The following is a 24589-nucleotide window of genomic DNA, read 5'->3' on the forward strand; positions in this document are numbered from 1 at the left end:
CCGCGGCGTCCGACGATGGATCGAATTCTTTCCACCACACGGCCCGCCGATCGGGTAGCACGAGCCAGTAGATGGGCGACCGACCCTCCTCAACCATCACCGCATCGCGCAGGGATGAGGACGCCGCTTCCAGTTCCGCCAACTTGCCCAAGGCGCGCATCTGATCAACGAACTGCTGCACTAGCCTGGCCCGTGGCCATGCGTCGGCATAGCCATGGCGCACGCGAAAATCCCGCTGCGGGTAGCGCAGGATGCGTGCCTGCAAGGCCGGTGTCGAAGCCACCAGCTCCAGCATCTGGCGCAACCGGATCGCCGATCCTTCGTCCTTCAGCCGGGTTCCATCAAGCGCGAGTCGCGCGTCGATCTGCAGGTTCGATGGTCCGCCGGTAAGGTGCATGACGGCATCGACGTGGGGACCTTCAAACGACACGATCGAAATCTCGGTGACATCCAGCTGTGCCTGCAGTGCGTGCAGCGCATCGGGCGCCTGGGATTCGACCTGGAGATGCTCCAGCCGCGGAGCCAGCCCCATGCCGAGCAGCGTTTCGAGCGCCGCGCCTCCCATGGTTTCTTCGAGCCGCTCCCGATTGGTCGCTCCGGCCGGCAGCAGCGCAGCAACAGCCATCGGCAGGTCGACGGCATACGTCAGCGCGCCGGTTCCCGTTCGCCAGGGCAACATCAGGTATTGCTGGGAATCGGAGCCTGCTGTCAACGTCGTGCCGTCGGCCAGCGTCATGTCGATACGGACATGGGGATAGTCGTCGGTGTGGCGGTCACTCAAGCCCTGCGTGAGCACGTCGGCCAGCACGTCCGGATGCCTGAGTTCATCGCGCAAGGCCTGCAGCCGTGCCGGCTCCAGCTTCGAATAGACGCCTTCGTCCGATGCCTCGGCAAACGCCCGGTCGACCTGCGCCTGGATATTGGCGATCGCCGGCTGCAGCGCCTGAAGATCCACGCGCGGACGAGGTGCCGCGGTCATCGCGTCCTTGAGTCGACTGACGGCGCTCGCCGGTAACGACACTTCGGGATAGACCTGCTCTTTCTTCCGGTCTCCCATCCCTTTGCTTTCGGTACCGCTCCAGCGATAGCCGTCCGCTGTCTGCTCAATCACCAGACGAGTCTGGAACGGCGCGTCGGGATTCAGGCCACCCCAGAAGGATTCGATCACCACATGCACTACGGCTGCCGTCGATGTCGTTTGAGCGTGGGCCGGCGTCATGGCACACAAAACCAGCGCAGCTGCGAGCACCCACAGGCATGGATTGCGTCTGCTCATGATTCCCCCCGGAAACGGTGCTCGGACGTGGTTGCGAGCTTGCCGATGATCACGCCTGCCCGCAAGCCAGGCTAAACGGGATAGCCGACAGCCCGACTGATGCTCAATCCGGATCGGTGTCGTAGCGCTGGACGTCCGCTGGCAGCTGCACCCAGGCGTGCCGCCGGCACTCGTAGACGGAAACCTGCGGTGGCGGAAAACCCGGATCGGCAAAGGCGCCCACGGCAACGGATACCGAGCCTTCGTCACCTTCTTCGGTGTGGAACACCGTGCTGCCGCAGACGGGGCAGAAGTGGAAGCGGAAGCGTGCGCCGTGGTCACCGGTGCGGACGAATTCCGTGGCGTTGCCGGTGACGGTGTAAGGCGTTTGATAGGACGCCAGCGCGGCGAACGCGCTGCCGGTACGTTGCTGGCAGGCCAGGCAATGACATACGCCGATGCCCAATGGCTCACCCTGCACGTGGATCTGAAGTTGCTTGCAGTAGCAGGAGGCAGTTCGTGCTGGCATGGGAACCTCGCGAGAGGAGCAAGCGTGCTCCGGTGCGGCGTGGAGGCACCGAACGATGCGGGCGACTGTAGCGCAACGCGGAGGGCGGCAAGGCCGCCGGTTGCGGCATCAGGTCGTTCGCGCCATGCCCCGGTGCGATTGGGTTAGAGTCCATCGCCATGTCCTTCCTCGCCAGCAGGAACCCTTCGCAGGACGCCGGTGCACATGCGGCCGACTTTGCGCTCAAAGGCGTGACCCGGCGCTATGGCACGGTGACGGCGCTGGACGACGTAAGTCTCTCGTTCGCGGCAGGCAGCACCACGGCGTTGATCGGCGGCAGCGGCGCAGGCAAGTCCACCGTGCTGCGCCTGTTGCTTGGGCTGGACTGGCCGGACCAGGGCGAAGTGCGCGCGTGGGGACAGCCGCTGCAACGGCAGCATGTGCTTTCGCTGCGCCAGCGCGTCGGCTACGTCATCCAGGAAGGTGGACTGTTTCCGCACCTCACGGTGCTGGGCAATCTCGCGTTGCAGCCGCGTTACCTGCGCTGGAACGCGCAGCGCATCGGTGAGCGCGCGCGCGAACTGGCCGAGCTCACGCGTCTCCCCGCCGATACGCTGCAACGCTATCCGCTGGAACTTTCCGGCGGCCAGCGCCAGCGGGTGGCGCTGATGCGCGGATTGATGCTGGACCCCGATGCGCTGTTGCTTGACGAACCGCTGGGCGCGCTCGATCCCATCGTTCGCCACGAACTGCAGGACGAGCTGAAGCAGCTGTTCGCGCAGTTGCGCAAGACGGTGATCGTGGTGACGCATGATCTGGCCGAAGCCGTCTGGTTTGCCGAGCGCCTCGTCCTGATGCGTGACGGACGCGTGGTGCAGCAAGGCAGTTACGACGATCTTCGCCATCGACCCGTGGATGGCTTCGTGGAAACCTTCGTGCGCTCGCAACGCCGGCTGCCGGATGACGGCGCATGAAGCACGTGCTGTTGGCCGTATTTTTTCTGCTCCCGGCGCTGGCAGGCGCGACGAGCCTGCGTATCGGCTCGAAGCAGTTCACCGAATCGGTAGTGCTTGGCGAGCTTGCGCGTCGTGAGGCACTCCAGGCCGGTGTCACCGTGGAACACAAGCGCGAGCTGGGCGGCACGGCCATCCTGTGGAGCGCGCTGCAGCACGGCGATATCGACGCGTATCCCGAATACACCGGCACGCTCACGCAGGAGTTGCTGAAAGGCATCGACCCGCAAGCCGATATCGCCACGCTGCGCCTGCGATTGGCACCGATGGGCATCGGCATCACCGACTCGCTGGGCTTCGACGACAACTACGCCATCGGCATGCGTGCACAACGTGCCGGCGAACTGGGCATTCGCCGCATCAGCGACCTGTCGGCGCATCCGCAACTTCGGCTGGGCTTCTCCAACGAATTCATGGATCGCGGCGACGGCTGGCCGGGCCTGCGCCAACGCTACGGGCTGGCGGCATTGCAGCCGCGCGGCCTGGATCACACGCTGTCGTATCGCGCGCTCGCCAGCGGGGCGGTGGATGCCATCGACCTCTACAGCACCGACGCGGAGATCGCCTACTACCACCTGAGCGTGCTTGAAGACGATCGTCGCTATTTTCCGCGTTACCAGGCCGTGTTCCTTTATCGGCTGGCGCTGGAACGCGACGCGCCAGGCTTCGTCGGCGCACTGAAGCAGCTGGCCGGTCGCATTGATGAGCCCGCTATGCGGCGCATGAATGCGGAAGCAAAACTGGAAGGCCAGCGCGAGTCGGACATCGCCGCGCGTTTCCTCGGCTTGTCGCCGGAAAGTCACGATGACGGCTTCTGGACGCGGCTGTGGCATCGCACGCGCGAACACGTGGGCCTTGCGGCTGCGTCGCTGGCGCTGGCCGTGCTGGTGGCCGTTCCGCTCGGCATCGTGGCCGCGCGCTGGCGTCGGCTGGGGCAACTGGTGGTCGGCCTCACGGGCGTGCTGCAGACGGTGCCGTCACTGGCGATGTTCGTGTTCATGATCCCGTTGTTCGGCATCGGCGCGTGGCCGGCACTCGCTGCGCTGTTCCTCTACAGCCTGCTGCCGATCGTGCGCAACACGCACGCCGGGCTGCTGGGGATTCCGCTGGAATGGCGCGAATCCGCGGCAGCGCTCGGCCTGCCATGGCTGACGCGCCTGCGCTGGATCGAGCTGCCTTTGGCGACACGTTCGATCCTCGCCGGCATCAAGACAGCCTCGGTGATCAATGTCGGCACGGCCACACTGGCCGCGCTGATCGGTGCGGGCGGTTATGGCCAACCCATTCTTACCGGCATCCGGCTCAACGATATCGGGCTCATCCTGGAAGGCGCGGTGCCCGCCGCACTGCTCGCCATCATGGTGCAGTTGTTGTTCGAGGGCATCGAGCGATGGCTGACGCCGCGCGGGCTGCGCATCGTCGCGCGCGAGTAGCGGTGCTTCGCCAACGCGAAAAAAAGCCGCCGGGGTGACCGGCGGCGAATGGGGAGTTGCGCCGGTCAAGCCGGCGCGTGCTCTCTTTCTACTTGGAGCGCGAATTACAGCGAGAAGTCGTACTTCACGCCAAAACGGATGTAGCGCGGCGCCTGGAAGCTGATCGGGCGGTTGTAGACCGGATCCTTGGTGCCGGGTGCCGTTTCGCCGAGATCCTGGCGACTCAGCACTTCCTGCTGGTTGAACACGTTGAAGATGTCCGCGGTGAATGCCAACTGGTGGTTGGCGAACGCGGGCTTCCACTGTGCGCTCAGGTCCAGCTGGTAGGTCCAGGGCGTGCGGCCCTCGGAGCCCCGCGAGTTGTAGTGGCCGTCGCAGTAGAAGTAGGCCTCGCCGTAGTTGATCGGATCATCCGGGGTCACGCCGATGCAGTTCTTCGGGCGGCCCGAGTTGACCAACACATTGGCGCCGAACAACCACTCCTGGTTGAGCTCGTACCAGCCGTAGGCCTTGATCTGGTGGCGACGGTCGTTCGGCAGCGGGCCGTTGGCGCCGACCATCAGCTCCGGCGCGTCCCAGTCCTGCGTCACCGACGGATCACGCTGGCCGATGTCGGACTTGAGCAGGCCTTCGGAGTTGCCGAAGCTGTGCGACAGCACGTACTCCAGCTTGCCGAACCACTGGTCGGTGAAGCGATGCTCCAGGTACATGTCGAGCGCGAGGTACTTGCGCTTGAGATCCGGGAAGCCCAGGTCGTCCTTGGTCAGCTTGAACTCGCGGAAATCGCCGTTGCCGGTCATGTCCACCAGGAAGTTGTTGCCCTTGCCCGGGTTGAACAGGTAGCAGCCGTTGAGCACGGCATTGCTCATGTCGATGTTGTTGCGCGTGGCGTACTTCTCGAACGGACGCGTATCGCACATGTCGTCGATGATGTTCTTCAGGTCGCGATAGATGACCTTGCCGCCAAACGTCCAGTCGGTGCCGAGCGTCTTGTCGAAGCCCAGGATGTATTCGTCCTGGTAATACGCGCCCAGGCCCTTGGCCGCCACGGTGCGCGGATCGGGCGTGGTGCCGTCTTCGGCGTTGAGATAGACCTTGTCACCGTAAGGAACGAAGCCGATCGGCTTGCCGGTGGCGTCGATGCCGGTGAACGTGCCGTACTGGCTGCTGTAGATCGACGCGGACGCGCCACGGATGGCCACGTTGGAGGGCACGGCCAGGTGGTAGCGGCCGGCGTTGGCGTAGACCTTGAAGGTGGAATCGCCGAAGACGTCCCAGCTCAGGCCCAGGCGCGGCGCCAGCTGGTGACGCTGCTTGGCGTAGATCTCGCCGCCGCCGTTGAAGTTGCTGAACTGTTCGTTGCGCAGGCCCATGTAGGCGAGCCAGTTGTCGGCGAACTGCCAGTGGTCTTCGATGTACTGCGCTTCCTGCTCCACCTTGACGTTGGCGGCGGCGCGGAACACGCGATAGTCGACCAGGTTCACCGTGCCAGCCGGGAACACCAGATGGCGGCTCGGCACCGTGAGCGATGCCGGTGCCTTGGCATAGCTGTAGCGCTGGTCAGCCTCGTAGGCCGTGCCCGAGTACGACTCCAGCGTCTGGTCGTCCAGACCGACGCGCAGGTCGTGGCTGCCCAGGCGATATTCGATGTCCAGACGACCGCCGTGGGTCTTGTCCTTCGCGCCCGGCGCGAGCACGGTGCCCACGAGGTAGCACTTGGGCGGATTGAACACGGTACCGCCACTGACGTACGAGCCGGTGACGTAGGGGCAGGCGCCGCCGCCGTTGCTGGCCGGATCCTGCACGTGGTCGGACTTGCTGGTGCCGTACAGCGCGCTGACCGTCAGGTTGTCGGTGACATAGCCGGTGTACTTGCCGATGTAGTACTCGCCGCCAGGGGTTGCGCCAGCGCCGCCATCGTAGTTCTTGAGGTCGATCGTGCCACGCTTGGCGCCGCTGTTATGGGTGCCGTAGTTGTAGTCGTAGATCTGGTCGTTCTCGTTGCTCTTGTCGCTGAAGCCCGTGAACTCGACGATGTGGTTGTCGGTGATGTTCCAGTCGACCTTGGCCAGCCAGCGCGTGGTCTTGAGGTCGTAGTAGTTCACCGACGAGTTGCCGGCCTTGTCCGGGCCGGCGGCCACGATCTGGCCGTTCTGCTTGAGCAGGTCGGCGGTGGCATAGATGAACAGCTTGTCCTTCACCAGCGCGCCACCGAGGTAGGCGCCGTATTCGGTGCTCCAGCTCGTGTTGTCGTGGCGGTACTGATACAGCGAGTTGTCCGATGGCTGGATGATGTTGCGCGGGGCCGAGCGCAACGCTTCAGGAATCCAGTAGGCGGCCGCGCCGGCCTTCCACTCGTTGGTGCCGCGCTTGGTGATGATGTTCACCACGCCGCCGGTCGAACGGCCGTATTCCGCGCCGTAGCCGCCGGTCAGCACCTGCTGCTGGTCGATCGCGTCGAACGGCAGCTGCGCCAGGCCGATGCCGGTCAGCGAGTTGGTCACCGAATAACCGTTGATGTAGTACTGGTTCTCGGCGGCCGACGCGCCACCGAACGAACCCACGTTGCCATAGCGCGAATCGCCCAGCACGACGCCGGGCGCGAGCAGCGCAGCCGCGGTCACGTTGCGTGCCACCGGCACCTTTTCCAGCTGCTCGGAGGTGAGCACGGTGCGCGAGTCCATCGAGGACACGTCGATGGCCGGCAGGGCGCTGGCGATCACCGACACGCCTTCCAGGTTCTGCGCGCTCGCCGCGGCGGTCGTGCCGCCAAACGACACGTCGATACCGGTGCCCACCTGCACGCTGACGTTGTTGCGCGCTTCGACAGCGACGCCGTCCTTGACCAGCGTCACCTTGTACTTGCCCACCGGCAGCGATGCGGCGCGGTAGCGACCGTTCTGGTCCACCGCGATCTCGCGGTTGAGGCCAGTGTCGACGTTCTCGAGGCGGATGCTGCTACCTGCGTTTGCCTGGACCTGGCCGAAGATCACGCCCGAAGCATTGGACTGGGCCATGGCAACACCGGCCAGCCCCACACTCAGCGCCGCGGCCAAAGCCGTACGACGCCAGGAGGCATGGCCTCCCAACACGAAACTGCTCATTCGATTTCTCTCCCCAAACACGGTGGCCAAAGGCCGAATTGCGCGTTGCGCGCGTCATGAACCCCAGAGCTTGCGGACAGCGCTTGCGGCTGCCGTTATTCCTTGCGGGCATCCCCATGCCCTTGCGGAATTCGCAATATCTAACGATCCCTAGGCTAAAAGTAATAGTGGCCGTCGGCGAAGGTCAACGGGACATGTAAGGGAAATCCTTGCGCGAAACTGACTTTGTGCTTCACAAAAACGTAACTAGTTGCGCGACCGACAGAAAAGCGCCATCGCAAGAACCTAGGAATTTTTCTTGCCGACCGGGACCAGGCGCCGCCAGAGGCGCCACCGGCGGGCAAATCAGGATGACGACTCCCCAGAAAGACCGGCAGGGAAGAGGACGCGATCCCGCTTCCGTCCGCACTTATGCCCCACCTCCCACTAGAATCGCGCCGCCAGGTTCCCGGCTTAGCCGGGATGAAACGGGAAGCCGGTGCGCGTGACGCAAGGCCGGCGCTGCCCCCGCAACGGTAAGTGTGCGAATCGCCCCACGGGCCCAATGCCACTGTGTGCAAGCACGGGAAGGCGCCCGGGGGTGCATGGCCGGCAAGGCATGCCGCACGCGAGCCCGGAGACCGGCCCGGCGAACACAGAACCTGCCCCGCGGCAGGTTTCAGCGCGTGGCTCGCGGTGGGCGAAGCCAGACGTCCGCATGGCTCCTCGCCTGCCGCCGTTCTCCAGCCCATGCATGCCACGCACCCCGACATGCGGGCGCGCCGGAGCGCGCGTCCGCCAGGAATGCGCATGAAGAAGACCCTGCTGGCGACCGCCCTGCTGACCGCCACCCTTGCTGCCCACGCCGACGAAGCGGAGCAGGCCACCTCGCTGTCATCCGTCGTGGTCACCGCCACGCGCACGGCGATCACCACCGACGAGGCGCTCTCTTCGGTCAGCGTGATCACGCGCGCCGACATCGAGAGGCTGCAGCCCACCTCGGTGCGCGACCTGCTGGTGGGCCTGCCCGGCGTGTCGTTCGTGCAGGCCGGCGGACAGGGCCAGCTGAGTTCGCTGTTCCTGCGCGGCACCAACTCCACGCACACGCTGGTGCTGATCGACGGCGTGCGCATCGGGGCGGTCGGTGCAGGCTTGCCGGCGTTCGAGCAGATTCCGGTGGACCAGATCGAGCGCATCGAAATCGTGCGCGGCCCGCGGTCGAGCCTGTACGGCGCCGATGCGATGGGCGGCGTGATCCAGATCTTCACCCGGCACGGCGCGCAGGACGGCAAGCTCGATCCGTCGCTCAGCCTTTCCGCCGGCAGCCGCAGCTATGCGGACGGCCACGCGGGACTTTCCGGCGGCGACTCGCACGCGTGGTTCAACGCGGGCCTGGGCGGGCAATACACCGCCGGCATCAATGCCTGCCGCGTGGGCGCGGCAGAAGCCGGCGCGGGTTGTTTCGTCGACGAACCCGACCACGACGCGGACCGCAACTGGAACGGCATGGCCAACGCCGGCTACCGCTGGGACAACGGCACCGAGCTGGCGGCCACCTGGCTGCGCAGCAAGAACTTCGTCGAGTACGACGGCAGCCCTTACGGCGGCAACCAGGCCGTGAACGAGCAGGAAGTGGCCGGCGCACGGCTGAGCTTTACGCCACTGGCGCCGTGGAAGGTCACGCTCAACGCCGGCCAGAGCCGCGACGACAACGCCACGTACTACCAGGGCGTCTATGGCGACGCCTTCACGCCTTCCATGGTCTACCCGCGCGCACCGGTGGCGCATACCGATTCGCGCCGCAACCAGGCGTCCTGGCAGAACGATGTCGCGCTCGATGCCAACCAGCTGCTCACCGCCGGCGTGGACTACCAGCAGGAGCACATCGACAGCGACACCGGTTATCTCAAGAGCACGCGTGGCGACACCGGCGTGTTCGCGCAGTACCTGGGCACGTTCGGGCGCAACGAGGTGCAGCTTTCCGCACGCCACGACCACAACGACCAGTCGGCAACCACGACACCGGTTCGGCGGCGTGGGGTTACGCGTTCGACCACGGCCTGCGCTTGTCGGCCAGCTACGGCACGGCGTTCCACGCACCGACCTTCAACGACATCTACTACCCCTTCGGCTACGGCAATCCGGACCTGAAACCGGAAAAGTCGCGCTCGGGCGAACTGGGTCTCAGCCAGTCGCAGGGTGTATGGAACTGGGCCGTCAACGCTTACCAGACCACCATCACCGACCTGATCACGCTCGATGAGAACTTCGTGCCGCAGAACATCAGCCGCGCGCGCATCCGCGGGCTGGAAGCGCAGCTGGGTGCGAACCTCGGCGGCTGGCAGCTGCAGGGTTATCTCACGCTGATGCAGCCGAAGAACCAGGAAGGCGCCAACGACGGCAACCAGCTCCCGCGGCGGCCGGAACAGACGGCGCGCCTGGACATCGATCGCCGGTTCGGCGCGTTCGGCGTCGGCGCCAGCGTGTTCGCCGCGGGCAAGTCCTATGACGACCAGGCCAACCTGCACCGATTGGGCGGCTATGCCACCACCGACCTGCGCGCGAGCTACGACTTCCTGCCCCACTGGCGCGTCGAGGCCAAGCTGGCCAACGTGTTCGATCGCAGCTACGAGACGGCTTACTACTTCAATCAGCCGGGGCGGACATGGTTCCTGACGTTGCGATACAGCCCGGCGATGCGGTGAGCGGTTCCGCTTGAACCTCAGGCCTCGTGCCCCTCATCGTCATCCCCGCGGAGGCGGGGATCCAGCGACTTCCGTCCTTGCGTGGGCATTCAAAAGGCACTGGATGACTCGCTGCGCTCGCCCCTTCGGGGCCGCCCCAGGGGCGTCCTGCGCGCTTCGCGCGTGTCCCGCTTGACCCGCCTTCGGCTGTTGAACAGCGCCTCGCGGGGATGAGGACAGGAGGTTATGGGAGTTACCCACTAACGGCACATTCCCCGCAACACATTTGCGTGCATAAAGACGACTGAGGTGGCTCGCCCTGGTCGGCCTCACGCCCAGGCGCGGCGGGGGCGCGCCGCCATCAACGGTCCCTTGAACCCGTGAACCTGTTCGCGCCACTGATACGCCGCCCCATCGGCACTTCCGTGCTGGCGGTAGGCCTTGCCCTCGCCGGCATCTGGGCCTACCTGCTGCTGGGCGTGGCGGCGCTGCCGCAACTCGAATTCCCCGGCATGGTGGTTTACGTGGAGATGCCGGGCGCGAACGCGCAGACCATGGCCTCGACCGTGGCCGCGCCGCTGGAGCGGCACCTCGGGCGCATCCCCGGCATCAAGGAGATGCATTCGGAAAGCAACGACGGATCCACCTCGATCCGCATCCTGTTCAACTTCGGCAACAACACCGACAAGCTCGCGCGCGACGTGCAGGCGGCGATCAACGCCAGCACCGCGGACCTGCCCATCGCGAACATGCCGATGCTGCCGCGCTACTTCAAGTTCAACACCGCCAACATCCCGGTGCTGCTGCTGTCGCTGACGTCACAGACGCTGCCGCCGGACAAGCTCTACGACCTCGCCGACACGCTGATCAACCCCGCCATCGCGCAAATACCCGGCGTGGCACAGGTACGTGTCATCGGCGGTCGCCCACGCGCCGTGCGCGTGGAACTCAACACCGCCGCGCTCGCCAACAAGGGGCTCACCGCCAACGATGTGGCGAACGCGTTGCGTGCGGCCAATGTCACCTCGCCGCAGGGCGTGCTCTCCGACGGCCGTTCGCAGATGACGGTGACGGCCAACGACGCGCTGCATGATCCGGCGGAGTTCGCCGACCTGCTGATCGCCACGCACAACGGCGCGCCGGTGCGTCTGTCCGACGTGGCACGCGTCACCAGCGGCCAGCAGGACGAATACCAGGCCGCCTGGTTCAACGACCAGCGCGCGGTGGCGCTGCGCATCAGCAAGCGGCCCGAGGCGAACGCCGTGGCCACCGCCGATGCCGTGCGCGCGAAGCTGCCGCAGATGCGCGCGTGGTTGCCGGCGGACATCCAGATCACGCCGATCTTCGACCTCACCCAGACCACCAAGTCTGCGCTGCACGAGGTGCAGGTGGCGCTGATGCTGAGCATCGTGATGGTGGCGCTGGTGATGCTGGTGTTCCTGCGCCGTATCGGCCCCACGCTGATCGCCATGCTCAGCGTGCCGCTGTCGCTGGCAGGCGCCTTCGTGGTGATGTGGTCGCTGGGCTACACACTCAACACGTTGTCGCTGGTGGCGCTGGTGCTGTGCATCGGCTTCGTGGTCGACGATGCCATCGTGGTGATCGAGAACATCGTGCGCCATATGGAGCAAGGTGCGCCGCCGATCGAGGCCGCGCTGACCGGCGTGCAGGAAATCGGTTTCACCGTCGTCTCCATCACGCTGTCGCTGATCGCGGTGTTCGCTCCGCTGCTGTTCGGCAACAACCAGTTCACCCTGCTGCTGCGCGAGTTCTCGGTGACGCTGGCATCGGCGGTGGTGATCTCCGCGATCATCTCCCTCTCGCTCACGCCCGCGCTGTGCGGGCGCCTGCTGACCCTGGCCAATGCCGGCGGCCGCCAACCCAACCGGCTGGAACGGGCGCTCGAACGCTTCGACCGCAGCCTGCACCGCATCTACGAGCGCGCGCTGGGCTGGGCCATGCATCACCGGCGGCTGATGCGCTGGCAGCCGCTTATCCTGCTGGTGCTCACCATTGGCATGGCGATGGCGGTGGTGAAACTGTTCGGCTTCAACTTCATGCCACAGGAAGACATCGGCATGATCCAGGGCGACGTGCGCGCCGATTCCAACATCTCGCCCACGCTGATGGCCGAGCGCGCCCAGCGCGCCGCGGCCATCATGCGGGCGGATCCTGCCGTACTCGACGTCACCACCTTCCTCGGCAGCGATCGCGCCGGCGGCGTGGTCGGCAACCAGGCCACCATGTTCGTGGACCTCAAGCCACGCGGTCACGGGCCGGGAGAGCGGCCCGATTCCATCAAGGACATCATCACCCGCCTCAACAAGAGCTACGGCAAGCTGCCGGAACTGCGCGTCTCGCTCAATTCCATCGGCTTCTTCAACGACGACAACAACAGCGATCGCGGCAGCCAGAGTTTCGAACTGGTGAGCAGCAACGCAGGCGTGGACCTGCAGCCACTGGCGCTGGAAGTGACGCGGCTGATGCGCCGGCACAAGGAATTCCACGACGTCAGCAGCGACTACGACGATATCGACAAGCAACAGATGCTCACCGTGGACCGCGCCGCGGCGGGCCGCCTGCACCTGAACATGGGTCAGGTGGATTCGGCGCTGTACAACTCCTTCGGCCAGCGCCAGGTGTCGATCATCTATTCGGATATCAACCAGTACTGGGTGGTGCTGACGTCATCCGGCGAACGCTCGCTGCGCCCGGACACGCTGCTCAACACCTACGTGCGCGGCGACAACGGCAACATGGTGCCGCTGTCCGCCGTTGCACACATCCAGCCCCAGGTGACGCCCTCGTTCGTGATCCACACCAACCAGCTCGAAGCGGCCAAGATCTACTACAACATCGACCCCGGCTTCCCGCAGGACAAGGCGACGGACCTGATCAACCAGATCGTTGCCGACGCGCGCCTGCCCGCCGGCGTGCAGGTCGGCTATTCCGGCAGCGCTCAGAACCTGGAAGAAACGCGCTCCAACGCCAACGTGCTGCTGATCGGATCGATCCTGGCGATGTACATCGTGCTGGGCATCCTCTACGAGAGTCTCGGCCATCCGCTGACCATCCTCTCCACGCTGCCGGCCGCGGGCGCGGGCGCGTTCCTCGCCATGCTCGCCACCGGCACGCCGATGTCACTGATGGCGATCATCGCAATCCTGATGCTGATCGGCATCGTGAAGAAGAATGCCATCCTGATGGTGGATTTCGCCCTGGTGGCGCAACGCGAGCGTGGCCTGTCGCCGCCGGATGCGATCCGCGAAGCCGCGCTGGTGCGCTTCCGCCCCATCACCATGACCACCCTGGTGGCGATGGGCGCCGCGCTACCACTGGCCATTGGTTTCGGCATGGGTTCGGAATTGCGCGAGCCACTGGGCGTGGCGATCGTCGGCGGCCTGCTGGTATCGCAGCTGCTGACCTTGTTGAGCACGCCGGCCATTTATCTGTGGAACCACGACCGCAAGGAACGCAAGGCGGCACGCCAGGCGCGTCGCGCGGCGAAGCGGGCGTTGAAGGCGCAGACAGCGGCGGGATAAGAGCGGTAGTGCCTCTCCTGTAGGAGCGCACCCAGTGCGCGATCGCAGAGTGAAGTGTCGGCCTCGGGCTGTGGCGCACCGCGCATCCAGCAGAGCGATCGCGCACTGGGTGCGCTCCCACGGAAAAGCTCGCCAGACCCGCCGAAATCCCCCAGAACCAGCAAGAAACCAAGCCGAAAGAGAAAAAACCCAACCCATGCCTTTCGGCACGGACCGACTTCAGGCACATTCGCCGCACCCGCCCCCGCAGTCCAATATGGAAGCATGACGGCCTCTTGCGCCCGCCTTGCGCGGAACGTATGCCTTGGCTGCTGGTCTGCCAAGGCGGCGGGTGAGTGTGGTCCCCTACCGGTACGGAAACCTCTGTGAACATCTTCGCCCCATTGATCAAACGCCCAGTGGGCACCTCGCTGCTGGCGCTTGGCCTGCTGCTGGCGGGTGCCTTCGCGTACCGGCTGCTGGGCGTGGCGGCGTTGCCGTCGCTGGAGTTTCCGGGTGTTTACATCGTGGCGTCGGTGCCAGGTGCCAGCGCGCAGACCATGGCGTCGACGGTGCTGGCGCCGCTGGAACGCCATATCGGCCGCATCCCCGGCATCGACGACATGTACGGCAATGCCACCGAAGGCAGCGCGTCGATCCAGGTGCGTTTCACCTTCGACCGCACCGCCGACAAGGCCGCGCGTGATGTGCAGGCGGCCATCAACGCCGCGCAGGCCGACCTGCCGGAGATGCCTAGCCCGCCGCAGTACTTCAAGTTCGATACGTCGCAATTCCCCATCCTGCTGGTTTCGCTCACTTCCACCGGCCTGCCGCAGGACAAGCTCTACGATCTCACCGACACGCTGCTCAAGCCCGCCGTGGCGCAGATCCCCGGCGTCGCCCAGGTGCAGGTGTTCGGTGGCACGCCGCATGCCGTGCGCGTGGAGCTGGACATCAACGCGCTCGCCGCCAAGGGTCTCACCGCCAATGACGTGCGCAACGCGCTGATCGCAGCCAACGTCACCTCGCCGCAAGGCGTGCTCACCGATGGCCGTACCCAAATGACGGTGACGGCGAACGACGGCCTGACCGAGGCGTCCGACTTCGCCAACCTGCTCGTCGCCACCAGGAACGGCGCGCCGGTACGCTTGTCCGACGTGGCCAAGGTCACCAGCGGCCAGCAGGACATCTACCAGGGTGCCTGGTTCAACGGCCAAAGCACCGTGGCAATGCAGATCAGCAAGCGCCCCGAGGCCAATGCCGTCGAAACGGTCGACGAGATCCGCAAGCGATTGCCGGAGCTGCGCGCGTGGATGCCGGCCGACGTGCAGATCACGCCGATCTTCGATCTCACCCAAACCACCAAGTCCGCGCTGCATGAGGTGCAGGTCGCCCTGCTCATCAGCATCGTGATGGTGGTGATGGTGATGATGGTGTTCCTGCGCCGCCTGCGCCCCACGCTGATCGCCTCGCTCAGCGTGCCACTGTCGCTGGCCGGTGCCTTCGTGGTGATGCTCGCGCTGGGCTACACGCTCAATACGTTGTCGCTGGTGGCGCTGGTGCTGTGCATCGGCTTCGTGGTCGACGATGCCATCGTGGTGATCGAGAACATCGTGCGCCACATGGAAAAGGGCACGCCACCGCTGGAGGCGGCGCTGATCGGCGTGCGCGAGATCGGCTTCACCGTGGTGTCGATCACGCTGTCGCTGGTGGCGGTGTTCGCGCCTCTGCTGTTCGGCAACAACATGCTGATCATGCTGCTGCGCGAGTTCTCGGTGACGCTGGCAGTGGCCGTGGTGATCTCAGCCATCGTCTCGCTCACGCTCACGCCTGCGCTATGCGGCAAGTTCCTCAAGCATGAGGAGCCGGGCGAACATGTGCCGGGGCGCCTGGAGCGCGCGGTGGAACGCATGGATCGCGGCTTCCTTCGTGCGTATGAGCGCGCCCTGGACTGGGCCATGCGTTGGCGTCGCCTGATGCGCTGGACACCGATCATCCTGCTGGTGGCAACGTTCGGCCTGGGCGCCGCCGTGGTCGCCACCGCGGGCGGCAACTTCATGCCCGAGGAAGACATCGGCATGGTGCAGGCCGACATCCGCGCCGACGCCAACATCTCGCCCACCATGATGGCCACGCAGGTGCAGAACGTCTCCAAGATCATGGAGAAGGATCCGGCGGTGCTTGACGTGCTCACCATCCTCGGCGGCAACGACAGCAACGGTGCCGTCGGGAACATGGGCACCATGTTCGTCGACCTCAAGCCGCGTGGCAGCGGCCCACAGGATCGCCACGACCCGGTGAAGGTGGTGGTCGATCGCCTGTCCAAGCAGTACAACGCCATGCCCGGCGTCCGCGTCTCGCTGAGCCCCATGCAGTTCCTCGGTGGCGGCGGCAGCGGCGACAAGGGCACGAGCTACGAATTCCAGCTGATCGGCACCAACGGCGAGGACTTGCAGCCGTGGACGCTGAAGATGGTGCAGCAGCTGCGCAAGATGAAGGAGATGCGCGACGTCGGCAGCAACTTCGATCTGGTCGGCAAGCAGCAGATGCTGAAGGTGAACCGCGAGTCCGCCAGCCGCCTGCTGGTGAGCATGGGCGATGTGGACACCGCGCTGCTGAACTCGTTCGGCCAGCGCCAGGTGTCGGTGATCTATTCGGACATCAACCAGTACTGGGTGGTGCTCACATCCAGTTCCGCGACGTCGCTGAGCCCGGACTCGCTGCTCAACATCCGCGTGCGCAATGCCAAGGGCGAGATGATCCCGATCTCGGCGCTCGCACACATCGAACCAAACATGAGCCCGATGCGCATTCGCCATCACAACCAGCTGGAGGCCTCGACCATCAGCTACAACCTGGCCAAGGACGTGACCCAGGATGTCGGCGTGAAACTGGTGGAGAACGCCGGCATCGCCGTGGGCCTGCCCGAAGGCGTGCGAATCGAGTTCACCGGCCAGAACCAGCGCCTGCAGCAGGCCAAGTCCAACGGCATGGTGCTGCTGATCGGCGCGATCGTGGCGATGTACATCGTGCTGGGCATCCTCTACGAAAGCCTCGGCCACCCGCTGACCATTCTCTCCACCCTGCCCGCCGCGGGCGCCGGTGCCTTCCTCGCCATGTTCGTCACCCAGACACAGCTCACGCTGATGGCGATCATCGCGATCCTGATGCTGATCGGCATCGTGAAGAAGAACGCCATCCTGATGGTGGACTTCGCCCTGGTGGCGCAACGCGAACACGGCCTGTCGCCACCGGATGCGATCCGCGAGGCCGCATTGGTGCGCTTCCGTCCGATCACCATGACCACGCTGGTGGCGATGGGTGCCGCGTTGCCGCTGGCGATCGGTTTCGGCGTAGGTTCGGAGATGCGCCAGCCGCTGGGCGTGGCGATCGTCGGCGGTCTGCTGGTATCGCAGCTGCTGACCTTGTTGAGCACGCCTGCGATCTATCTGTGGAATTACGACCGCAAGATCCGCAAGGCGGCACGCCAGGCGCGTCGCGCAGCGAAGCGGGCGTTAAAGGCGCAAACGGCGATGGGTTGATTGCATGGTGACGGTTGTGGGAGCGCACCCTGTGCGCGACCGCAGCCAGCCAGATCAATGTCCCGCACGGCCTCCCTGGACGGCGGACTTGCCGCTCACCGGTGCGCTCCCGAGACACATGACCAACGATGCATGGAAACCCGCCATGCACCGTCTACCCAGGACGCCCCGGTGTTCAACCTCATTCGGCGGACGCAGGCACGCCCTGGCCGGTGGTCGGCGCCTGCTGGCCGGCCACGGCGGCCAGCTCGTCGGCGGTCTCGATGGGCTTGGAGAGCATGCGGGCGCGACGCCAGCCGCCCCATTTGTAGTAACCCATCGCCATCAGCATCGACGCCAGCGAGCCGAGCGGAAAGCTCCACCAGATGGCATCGACGCCCAATCGGTGCGTCAGCGCCAGCGCGAACGGCGGGCGGATCAGCCACATCGAGATGAACAGGATCACTAGCGGCGGCACCACGGCGCCGGTCGAGCGCACCACGCCGAACAGCACGAAGGTGACGCCGAAGAACATGAACGACCACACCGCGATGCTGTTGAGGTGCACGGCCTGCGCCAGCGCTTCACCGTCATTGGGCAGGAACAGGTTGAGCGCGACGCCGTTGAACACGTAGATCAACGCGATCAGCATGCCGCTGAGCAGGAAGTTGTAGAGCACGCCCACCTTGGTGATGCGGCTGACGCGATCCCACAGGTGCGCGCCGACGTTCTGCGCGGCCATGGAAGACACTGCCGCGCCGATGGCCATCGCCGGCATCTGCACGTAGGTCCACAGCTGCGTGGCCGCGCCATAGGCCGCCGTGGTCTTGGAGCCGTATTCGTTGACCATGTGGATCATGATCATCGCGGAGCTGGAGATGACGATCATCTGCAGGCCCATCGGCAGGCCCTTGAAGACCAGCGAGCGCAGGATCTCCATGTCCGGCTTGAGATAGCCCAGTTCATGGCTGGTGAGGCGCAGGAAATGCTTGCGCCGATACAGCGTCACCAACAACGCGACCAGCGCCACCGACTGCGCGATCAGCGTGGACGTGGCCGAACCGGCGATGCCCATCTTCGGAAACGGACCCACGCCGAAGATCAGCAGCGGGTTCAGCACGATGTCCATCAGCACCGACAGTCCCATGAAGAAGAACGGCGTGCGCGAATCGCCCGCGCCGCGCAGCGTCATCATCAGGAAGGCGTAGAAGTACATCGACGGCACGGCGATGAAGATGATGCGCAGGTATGGCACGGCAAACGCCTGCGCGTCGACCGGCGTGTTGAGCGCGGCGAGCATCCATGGCGTGCCGAGACAGCCCGCGATGGCGACCAGGATCGACACCATCACGAAGAAGGTCACGCCGGTGCCAACTACGCGCTTGGCCTCCAGCATGTTGCGCGCGCCCAGGCTCTGGCCGATCAGGATGGTGCAGGCCATGCTCAGGCCGAATACCGCGCCCAGCAGCAGGAACAGGATCAGGTTGGCGTTGCTCACCGCGGTAAGCGCCGCTTCGCCGAGGTAGTGGCCGATCCACATGGCGTTGACCGAGCCGTTGAGCGATTGCAGCACGGTGCTGCCGAGGATCGGCAACGCAAACAGCAGCAGCGTGCGCGCGATCGGGCCTTCGGTCAGCAGGGGTTGCCTGGCGGCAAGGGATGACATCGAGAAGTTTTCCGCTGGGGGTGAGGTGTTGTCGGCTGTCGGGGATCAGGCGCTGACGGATGCATCGTCCCACGCCCGCGATGCCAACCGGCGCACATGTTCGCGTACATCATCCGGCCACGCATCGGTGAGCGCCGTGAAACGTCCTCGCTCGCCACGCCAGAAGGCGCGGGTGGCTTCTTCGTAGTCGGGCAGGTTGCCGGCCATGGCCAGCATGAACCGGTCCAAGGCCTCGCCGGCCTCCCGCACGCGGTCACGGTCGCCACCGGCACGACGCGCCTCTTCCACCAGCCGGCGCAGCACGGCCGATGCGCCGCCCGGCTGCGCAGCCAGCCAGTCCCAATGGCGGGGAAGCAGGGTAACTTCGCGAGCCACCACACCCAGCTTCGGCCGGCCTGGTCCGCGGGGCGCGGGAGCCGGTTCGGCCTCGGGCGCCCATGGCAGCCGGGCCAGCATCTCCTCCGGCGTGCCGCGGAAATCCACATCGATCTGACGGCCCGTGCCGTCGTCGAATACCAGCACCGGTCCGGCTGCGCCGGCGTCGATGGCCTGACGGGCGGCAAGGGCGACCGTGGCCAGATCGCCGGACGCGATCAGCCGAAGACCATCGAAAGCCGTGCTGTTGGGCATCTGGAAGCGAAGCATGGTTATTACCCGGATGTTATGGGCAAATAGTGCCCGGATGAAATATCGCGCGTCAAGCCGTATCCACTCGCTTACGGCTGTATAGGCGTGGAGTTCACGCGCCCTGAGACAACATCACCCGTAGATGAAGTCACCGCCCAGGCAACGCATCGTTGCCTCGATTCGACCTATTTCTAGTACCGGTCGGTCTACTAAGTTAATAAACTACGCGGTGCAATAAAACCCCCCTCCAAGAATCAAGAACACCACCACATGCGATTTCCCCTTTTTCGCACCGTGGCCGCGCTTGCCCTCACGGGCATTTCCGCCACGTCCATGGCCGCAACCCGCATCGAAATCAGCGGCGGCCGCAGCTATTCCGATGGGCACGGAACCAACAGCGCCTTCATCGAGGGCGTCTTCGACGAACGCCGCATCGGAAGCAGCCGCTTCAGCTGGGCGCCGGATGTTTCCGTCGGCTACCTGGATGGCCGCAACGTGGCCCGTTACGGCAATGCAGCGTCCGACAACGTCTGGCTGCTGTCCGGCGGTGCGCGCCTGCGCATGGGCACCGAGGGCGACTGGTACCACCACCTGTTCTGGACAGCCCAGGTCGCCGCGCAAAAGGGCCGCACGCTGGCGCTGAGCAGTGCGGGCGAGTTCGTCAACTCCATCGGCTGGCAGGGCAAACAGTGGACCTTCCAGCTGCGCCATGTCTCCAACGCCGGCCTCGATGGCGCCAACCGCGGCGAGACGATGGCTCTGATTGGCCTGGCCCTCGATCTCTGAACCCGCCTTTGCGATGAATGAAAAACGGCCCCGCACGGGGCCGTTTTCGTTTGGACGTCTGGACGGCTTAAACCCCTTTCCAAAAGGCGACGCGTACCGCCACGCCTTCGATCAGTGGTCGCCGCCTCGCCCCGCCTTGGCCGTGAACGGCGGCCGTGCCATCCACACCACCACGATGAGGCTCAGGAACACCCAGCCCAGCATGTGGAACACCTCGTTGAACGAGATCTGGAAGCCCTGCTGCGTGATCATCTGCTCCAGCAAGGCATTGCCCGCCTGGCCGGTGACGCCAGCCGATTGCAGCGTGGCCTGTGCCGAGCTGTCGTACGGCGTGATGTGCTCGGCCAGATGCGCGTGGTGCACGATCGCGCGGTGATCCCACAGAAAGGTGGTGAGCGAGGCGGAGAAGCTCGCGCCCAGCGTGCGCAGGAACGTCGCAAGGCCACCGCCCGAGGCGATCTCATGCGGCTGCAGATCCGACAGCAAGATCGTGGTCACCGGCATGAAGAACAGCGCCACGCCCAGACCCTGGAACAACTGCACGCCCGCGATGTGCCAGAAATCCACCTGCAGGAAGAAGTCCGAGCGCATGAAACACGTCGCACCCATCACCAGGAACGCGCACGAGGCGAGCAGGCGCATGTCGGTGCGGCCGGCGTACTTGCCCACGATGAAGGTCAGCATCACCGGCAGGATGCCCAGCGGCGCCGCGGCAAAACCTGCCCACGTCGAGGTGTAGCCCATGTTCCGCTGCAGCCACTGCGGCACCAGCAGGCCGATGGCGAAGAACGCGGCATAGGCAAGCACCAGCGCAATGGTGCCCACGCGGAAGTTGTGGTGGCGCAGCAGGCGCAGGTTGACGATGGGCTCGTCGTCGGTGAGCTCCCAGATCAGGAACACCGCCAGCGAGATGGCCGAGATGATGCTGGTGATGATGATGAACGAGGAATTGAACCAATCCTCGTCGTTGCCCTTGTCGAGCACGATCTGCAGCGCACCCACACCGACGATCAGCGTGATCAGTCCCACGTAATCCATCTTCGGCCGCATGATCTTGTCCACGCGCCCACGCATCTGGTTGCCCACCACCATGCTGGCGAAGATGCCGATCGGCACGTTGATGAAGAAGATCCACGGCCAGGAATAGTTGTCGGTGATCCAGCCGCCCAGGATCGGGCCTGCAATCGGGGCCACCACCGTCACCATCGCCAGCAAGGCCAGCGCCATGCCGCGCTTGGCCGGTGGATAGATCGAGATGAGCAGGCTCTGTGTGACTGGATACATCGGGCCGGCCACCGCGCCCTGGATCGCGCGAAACAGGATCAGCATCGGCATGCTCTGCGCGATGCCGCAAAGGAACGAGGCGATCGAGAACAGCAGCGTCGACAGGATGAACAGCTTCACCTCGCCGAAGCGGCGCGTGAGGAAGCCGGTGAGCGGCAGCGAGATGGCCATGCTCACCGCGAAGGAGGTGATCACCCAGGTGCTCTGGTTGACGCTCACGCCCAGGTTGCCGGCGATCGTGGGCAACGACACGTTGGCGATCGTGGTGTCGAGCACTTGCATGAAGGTCGCCAACGAGAGGCCGACCGTGGTCAGCGCCAGATTGGGTGGACGGAATTCGCTGCTCATCGCACGGGTTACCTGCGGAATAGGGGTTCAGCGCTCAGGGAAAATTCCGGAGCAGCCACTAGCTTTTGCCCGTCATTCCGGCGCAGGCCGGAATGACGCTTCGTATCAACGCCACGACGACGTGGAGGCCACTTGGCATCCACGCGTCGCGCAAAGCACTTACTGCTTCTCGTGACCTTCGCCCGCCATGTTGGCGTGGATGATCTCGGCGATAAGCCCATCGGCCTTGGCCAGCTGCTGCTTGTAGACATCGGTGTTGAAGGCAGGCTGGGTGGGCGCCTGCTTGGCGAGCAGCAGACCGCTCTGGTCATGCAGGTTCACCTCCACCCGGGTCGACAGGCCAATGCGCAGCGGATGTTCCTCCAGCTGCTTGGGATCGGTGAAGAACACGCGCACCGGCACGCGCTGCACGATCTTGATCCAGTTGCCCGTCGCGTTCTGCGCGGGCAGCAGCGAGAACGCGCTGCCCGTGCCCACACCCAGACTCCCGACCTTTCCCTTGTAGGTAACCTTGCCGCCATACACGTCCGCGCGGATTTCGACCGGCTGGCCGATGCGCATGCTGTTGAGCTGGGTTTCCTTGAAGTTGGCGTCGATCCATACCTCGTGCAGCGGCACCACGGCCATCAGCGGTGCGCCCGGGGCCACGCGCTGACCAAGCTGCACCGAGCGCTTGGCGACGTAGCCGTCCACCGGCGCGACAATCGAGGTGCGCAAGTCGTCGAGGTAGGCGGCACGCAGTCGGGCGGCAGCCGTCTGGACGTCCGGATGCGAAGCGACGACGGTGTCGTCCACCAGCACCTTGTTCGTCTGCAGCTGCTGCTGCGCGGTGGTGAGAGCGCTCTGCGCGGTGGTCAGCGCATCCAGCGCATGCGACAGCTCTTCGGCGGAAATCGCACCGGTCTTGGCGAGGTCGCGGCGACGGTTGTAGTCGGCCTGCGCCTTGTCCACCGCCACTTTGCGCACGGCCACTTCGGCCTGCGCACCGCTCACGTTGCTGTACAGGCCGCGCACCTTGCGCACGGTGCTGGCGAGGTTGGCCTTGGCCTGCTGCAGCGCGACCTCGGCATCGGCCGGGTCCAGCTTCACCAGCACGTCGCCGGCATGCACCAGGTCGCCGTCATCGGCGCCGATGGTGACCACCGAGCCGGGCACCTGCGGCGTGATCTGCACGACGTTGCCATTGATGTAGGCGTCGTCGGTCTCTTCGTACCAACGGCCTTCGAGGAAGTACCACAGTCCCCAGCCGATGGCGGCGATCACCAGGACCACGACCAGCGCGCGCAGCAGGAACCCGCGGCGGTTCTTCGGAGGTTGGACGGCCACGTTGTCGGCCGCGTTCGGGGTTGGGCTAGACATGGGGGATAGCCTTCAGAGCGAATGTTCGGGGGAAGATTGGGCGGCGACGTTGGCCGCGTCGCCCTGCGGACGGAAACCGCCGCCGAGCGCCTGGATCAGTTGCACGGCGTAGTCGACCTGCTGCGCCTTGAGTTCGGCCATGTGCTGCTGCGCGCCCAGCAATTGCTGGCGCACGATCAGCGCTTCGAGATAGCTGCCGACACCGGCCTTGTAACGCTGCTCGGATAACTGCCATGCCTGCGTGGCGGCATCGACCGCACGCTGCTGCGCGTCGACCTGTTCCTGCGCGGACTGCACGGCGTCGTAGTCGTCGGCCACTTCGTTCACCGCGCGCACCAGCGTCTGGTTGTACTGGGCCACGGCTTCGTCGTACTGCGCGTCCTTGCCGGCGAGGTTCGAACGCAGGCGGCCGCCGTCAAAGATCGGCAGGCTCAGTGACGGACCGAAGGTGTAGAAGCGTGCCGGCAACTGCAGCGGATTGATGCTGCCGAACGCGGCCACGCCCGCCATCGCACTGATGCTGACGTTCGGCATGAACTGGGTCTTGGCGACCTTGATCTCCTTGCCGGCCGACTCGACGCGCCAGCGCGCGGCAACCAGGTCGGCGCGGTGGCCGAGCAATTCGGACGGCAGGTCCGCGGGCACCGCCAGCGCCGCCGGCTCCAGCGCCTGCGGACGGGTGATGTCCATGCCGCGATCCGGGCCCTTGCCCAGCAGCACCGACAGCGACGAGCGCGCGGCATCGATGGCGCGGTTGGAAGCGGCGAGGCGCTGGTCGGCGTTGGCCACCTCAGTCTCGCTCTGCTTCAACTGCAGCTGGTTGTCGACACCGGCGGCTACGCGCTGCTGGGTCAGCTGGCGCGCGGTGCTGGCGCGCTCATGCTCGGCCTTGGCGACATCCTGCTGCGCGTACGCATAAGAGAGCTGCACATAGGCACGGGCCACATTGGCGGACAGTTCGATGCGCGCCGCCTGCTGCTCGATCTCGGCCGCATACTGCTGGCCGACCGCGGCTTCCCATGCGGCGCGCTTGCCACCCCACAGGTCCAGGCCCCAGCTGAGGCCGACGCGGGCGTCCTTGAACCAGGTGAAGTGGCCACCGCCCAGTTCCGGCGGTGCGGCCGTCAGCGGCAGGCGCTGGCCGATCACGTTGGCGCCGGCGTTGACGCTCGGCCCGCGCTCCGCATCGGTGGCACCGGCTTGCGCCTGCGCTTCGCGGGCACGCGCGTCGGCCACGGCGAGCGACGGATTGTCCTTCAGCGCTTCGGCAATCAGCGCGCTGAGCTGGGGATCGCCCAGACCGGTCCACCAATCGTTGGCGGGCCAGGCGGCGGGGGAGAGCGTGGCGCCGGACAGGCTGCGATCGCTCTTGAGCGTGGACGCATCGGTCAGCGCGCCTTCCGGGTGAAGGCCACCGCTGCTGACGCATCCGGCCAGCGCGAGGGAAAGGCCGGTGGCTGCCGCAAGGAGTTGCAGACGCATGGGCGTGGATTCCAGAAAG

The 24589-nt window shown here is 65.5% G+C and carries 15 protein-coding genes and 1 riboswitch; of the genes, 7 read left to right on the forward strand and 8 right to left on the reverse strand.

Going from position 1 to position 24589, the window contains the following annotated elements; genetic code table 11:
• Positions 1–1276 (reverse strand): hypothetical protein (locus VFG49_RS05075; protein ID WP_324858430.1); only part of this gene is annotated, 1276 nt, incomplete at its 3' end.
• A 103-nt stretch (positions 1277–1379) separates the two neighbouring features.
• Entirely contained in the window at positions 1380–1784 is a 405-nt protein-coding gene (locus VFG49_RS05080; RefSeq protein WP_324858431.1) for a GFA family protein, read from the reverse strand.
• 158 nt (positions 1785–1942) lie between these two features.
• Here VFG49_RS05080 and VFG49_RS05085 point away from each other — a divergent pair, with 158 nt between their 5' ends.
• Together VFG49_RS05085 and VFG49_RS05090 are read left to right on the forward strand one after the other, a co-directional pair.
• Positions 1943–2737, forward strand: coding sequence for an ATP-binding cassette domain-containing protein (locus tag VFG49_RS05085; protein ID WP_324858432.1), 795 nt, complete (start codon positions 1943–1945; stop codon positions 2735–2737).
• Positions 2734–4209, forward strand: coding sequence for a glycine betaine ABC transporter substrate-binding protein (locus VFG49_RS05090; protein WP_324858433.1), 1476 nt, complete (start codon positions 2734–2736; stop codon positions 4207–4209). The genes VFG49_RS05085 and VFG49_RS05090 overlap by 4 nt, the downstream gene beginning before the upstream one ends.
• 104 nt (positions 4210–4313) lie before the next feature.
• On the opposite strand, the gene VFG49_RS05095 is transcribed toward VFG49_RS05090, so the two are convergent.
• Positions 4314–7313: a TonB-dependent receptor gene (locus tag VFG49_RS05095; RefSeq protein ID WP_324858434.1), complete on the reverse strand. Its 3000-nt coding sequence runs from the start codon at positions 7311–7313 to the stop codon at positions 4314–4316.
• A 425-nt stretch (positions 7314–7738) separates the two neighbouring features.
• Positions 7739–7956, forward strand: a riboswitch (cobalamin riboswitch).
• 146 nt (positions 7957–8102) lie between these two features.
• On the opposite strand from VFG49_RS05095, the gene VFG49_RS05100 reads away from it, so the two are divergent.
• The 4 genes from VFG49_RS05100 to VFG49_RS05115 all read left to right on the forward strand — a co-directional run bounded on the left by VFG49_RS05100 (position 8103) and on the right by VFG49_RS05115 (position 17039).
• Positions 8103–9443: a TonB-dependent receptor plug domain-containing protein gene (locus tag VFG49_RS05100; protein WP_324858435.1), complete on the forward strand. Its 1341-nt coding sequence runs from the start codon at positions 8103–8105 to the stop codon at positions 9441–9443.
• Positions 9359–9997 (forward strand): TonB-dependent receptor domain-containing protein, encoded by a 639-nt coding sequence (locus VFG49_RS05105; RefSeq protein ID WP_324858436.1) that lies wholly within the window; start codon positions 9359–9361, stop codon positions 9995–9997. The genes VFG49_RS05100 and VFG49_RS05105 overlap by 85 nt, the downstream gene beginning before the upstream one ends.
• 359 nt (positions 9998–10356) lie before the next feature.
• Positions 10357–13518 (forward strand): efflux RND transporter permease subunit, encoded by a 3162-nt coding sequence (locus VFG49_RS05110; RefSeq protein WP_324858437.1) that lies wholly within the window; start codon positions 10357–10359, stop codon positions 13516–13518.
• Positions 13519–13883: 365 nt separating this feature from the next.
• A complete protein-coding gene (locus VFG49_RS05115; protein WP_324858438.1) occupies positions 13884–17039 on the forward strand; it encodes an efflux RND transporter permease subunit in 3156 nt (1051 codons plus the stop codon).
• A gap of 181 nt (positions 17040–17220) precedes the next feature.
• On the opposite strand, the gene VFG49_RS05120 is transcribed toward VFG49_RS05115, so the two are convergent.
• Together VFG49_RS05120 and VFG49_RS05125 are read right to left on the reverse strand one after the other, a co-directional pair.
• Positions 17221–18684, reverse strand: a complete 1464-nt coding sequence (locus VFG49_RS05120; protein ID WP_324858439.1) for an MATE family efflux transporter — start codon at positions 18682–18684, stop codon at positions 17221–17223.
• Positions 18685–18729: 45 nt separating this feature from the next.
• Positions 18730–19329, reverse strand: a complete 600-nt coding sequence (locus VFG49_RS05125) for a DUF2239 family protein (protein WP_324858440.1) — start codon at positions 19327–19329, stop codon at positions 18730–18732.
• A 252-nt stretch (positions 19330–19581) separates the two neighbouring features.
• On the opposite strand from VFG49_RS05125, the gene VFG49_RS05130 reads away from it, so the two are divergent.
• Positions 19582–20097, forward strand: a complete 516-nt coding sequence (locus VFG49_RS05130; RefSeq protein ID WP_324858441.1) for a lipid A 3-O-deacylase — start codon at positions 19582–19584, stop codon at positions 20095–20097.
• A 111-nt stretch (positions 20098–20208) separates the two neighbouring features.
• Here VFG49_RS05130 and VFG49_RS05135 read toward each other — a convergent pair whose 3' ends face one another.
• The 3 genes from VFG49_RS05135 to VFG49_RS05145 all read right to left on the reverse strand — a co-directional run bounded on the left by VFG49_RS05135 (position 20209) and on the right by VFG49_RS05145 (position 24570).
• Positions 20209–21729, reverse strand: coding sequence for a DHA2 family efflux MFS transporter permease subunit (locus tag VFG49_RS05135; RefSeq protein ID WP_324858442.1), 1521 nt, complete (start codon positions 21727–21729; stop codon positions 20209–20211).
• Positions 21730–21888: 159 nt separating this feature from the next.
• Positions 21889–23088: an efflux RND transporter periplasmic adaptor subunit gene (locus VFG49_RS05140; protein ID WP_324858443.1), complete on the reverse strand. Its 1200-nt coding sequence runs from the start codon at positions 23086–23088 to the stop codon at positions 21889–21891.
• 12 nt (positions 23089–23100) lie between these two features.
• On the reverse strand, positions 23101–24570 hold the full coding sequence (locus VFG49_RS05145; RefSeq protein WP_324858444.1) for an efflux transporter outer membrane subunit: 1470 nt from the start codon (positions 24568–24570) through the stop codon (positions 23101–23103).
• Positions 24571–24589: the final 19 nt, after the last annotated feature.

It is taken from the genome of Dyella sp. (genome assembly GCF_035685885.1).
Classification (GTDB): Bacteria; Pseudomonadota; Gammaproteobacteria; order Xanthomonadales; family Rhodanobacteraceae; genus Dyella.

Excerpts from the sequence above, each read along its gene's own strand:
- VFG49_RS05080 (WP_324858431.1), bottom strand. The coding sequence starts at position 1,784 with ATGCCAGCACGAACTGCCTCCTGCTACTGCAAGCAACTTCAGATCCAC.
- VFG49_RS05085 (WP_324858432.1), top strand. The coding sequence starts at position 1,943 with ATGTCCTTCCTCGCCAGCAGGAACCCTTCGCAGGACGCCGGTGCACAT.
- VFG49_RS05090 (WP_324858433.1), top strand. The coding sequence starts at position 2,734 with ATGAAGCACGTGCTGTTGGCCGTATTTTTTCTGCTCCCGGCGCTGGCA.
- VFG49_RS05095 (WP_324858434.1), bottom strand. The coding sequence starts at position 7,313 with ATGAGCAGTTTCGTGTTGGGAGGCCATGCCTCCTGGCGTCGTACGGCT.
- VFG49_RS05100 (WP_324858435.1), top strand. The coding sequence starts at position 8,103 with ATGAAGAAGACCCTGCTGGCGACCGCCCTGCTGACCGCCACCCTTGCT.
- VFG49_RS05120 (WP_324858439.1), bottom strand. The coding sequence starts at position 18,684 with ATGTCATCCCTTGCCGCCAGGCAACCCCTGCTGACCGAAGGCCCGATC.
- VFG49_RS05125 (WP_324858440.1), bottom strand. The coding sequence starts at position 19,329 with ATGCTTCGCTTCCAGATGCCCAACAGCACGGCTTTCGATGGTCTTCGG.
- VFG49_RS05130 (WP_324858441.1), top strand. The coding sequence starts at position 19,582 with ATGCGATTTCCCCTTTTTCGCACCGTGGCCGCGCTTGCCCTCACGGGC.
- VFG49_RS05135 (WP_324858442.1), bottom strand. The coding sequence starts at position 21,729 with ATGAGCAGCGAATTCCGTCCACCCAATCTGGCGCTGACCACGGTCGGC.
- VFG49_RS05140 (WP_324858443.1), bottom strand. The coding sequence starts at position 23,088 with ATGTCTAGCCCAACCCCGAACGCGGCCGACAACGTGGCCGTCCAACCT.
- VFG49_RS05145 (WP_324858444.1), bottom strand. The coding sequence starts at position 24,570 with ATGCGTCTGCAACTCCTTGCGGCAGCCACCGGCCTTTCCCTCGCGCTG.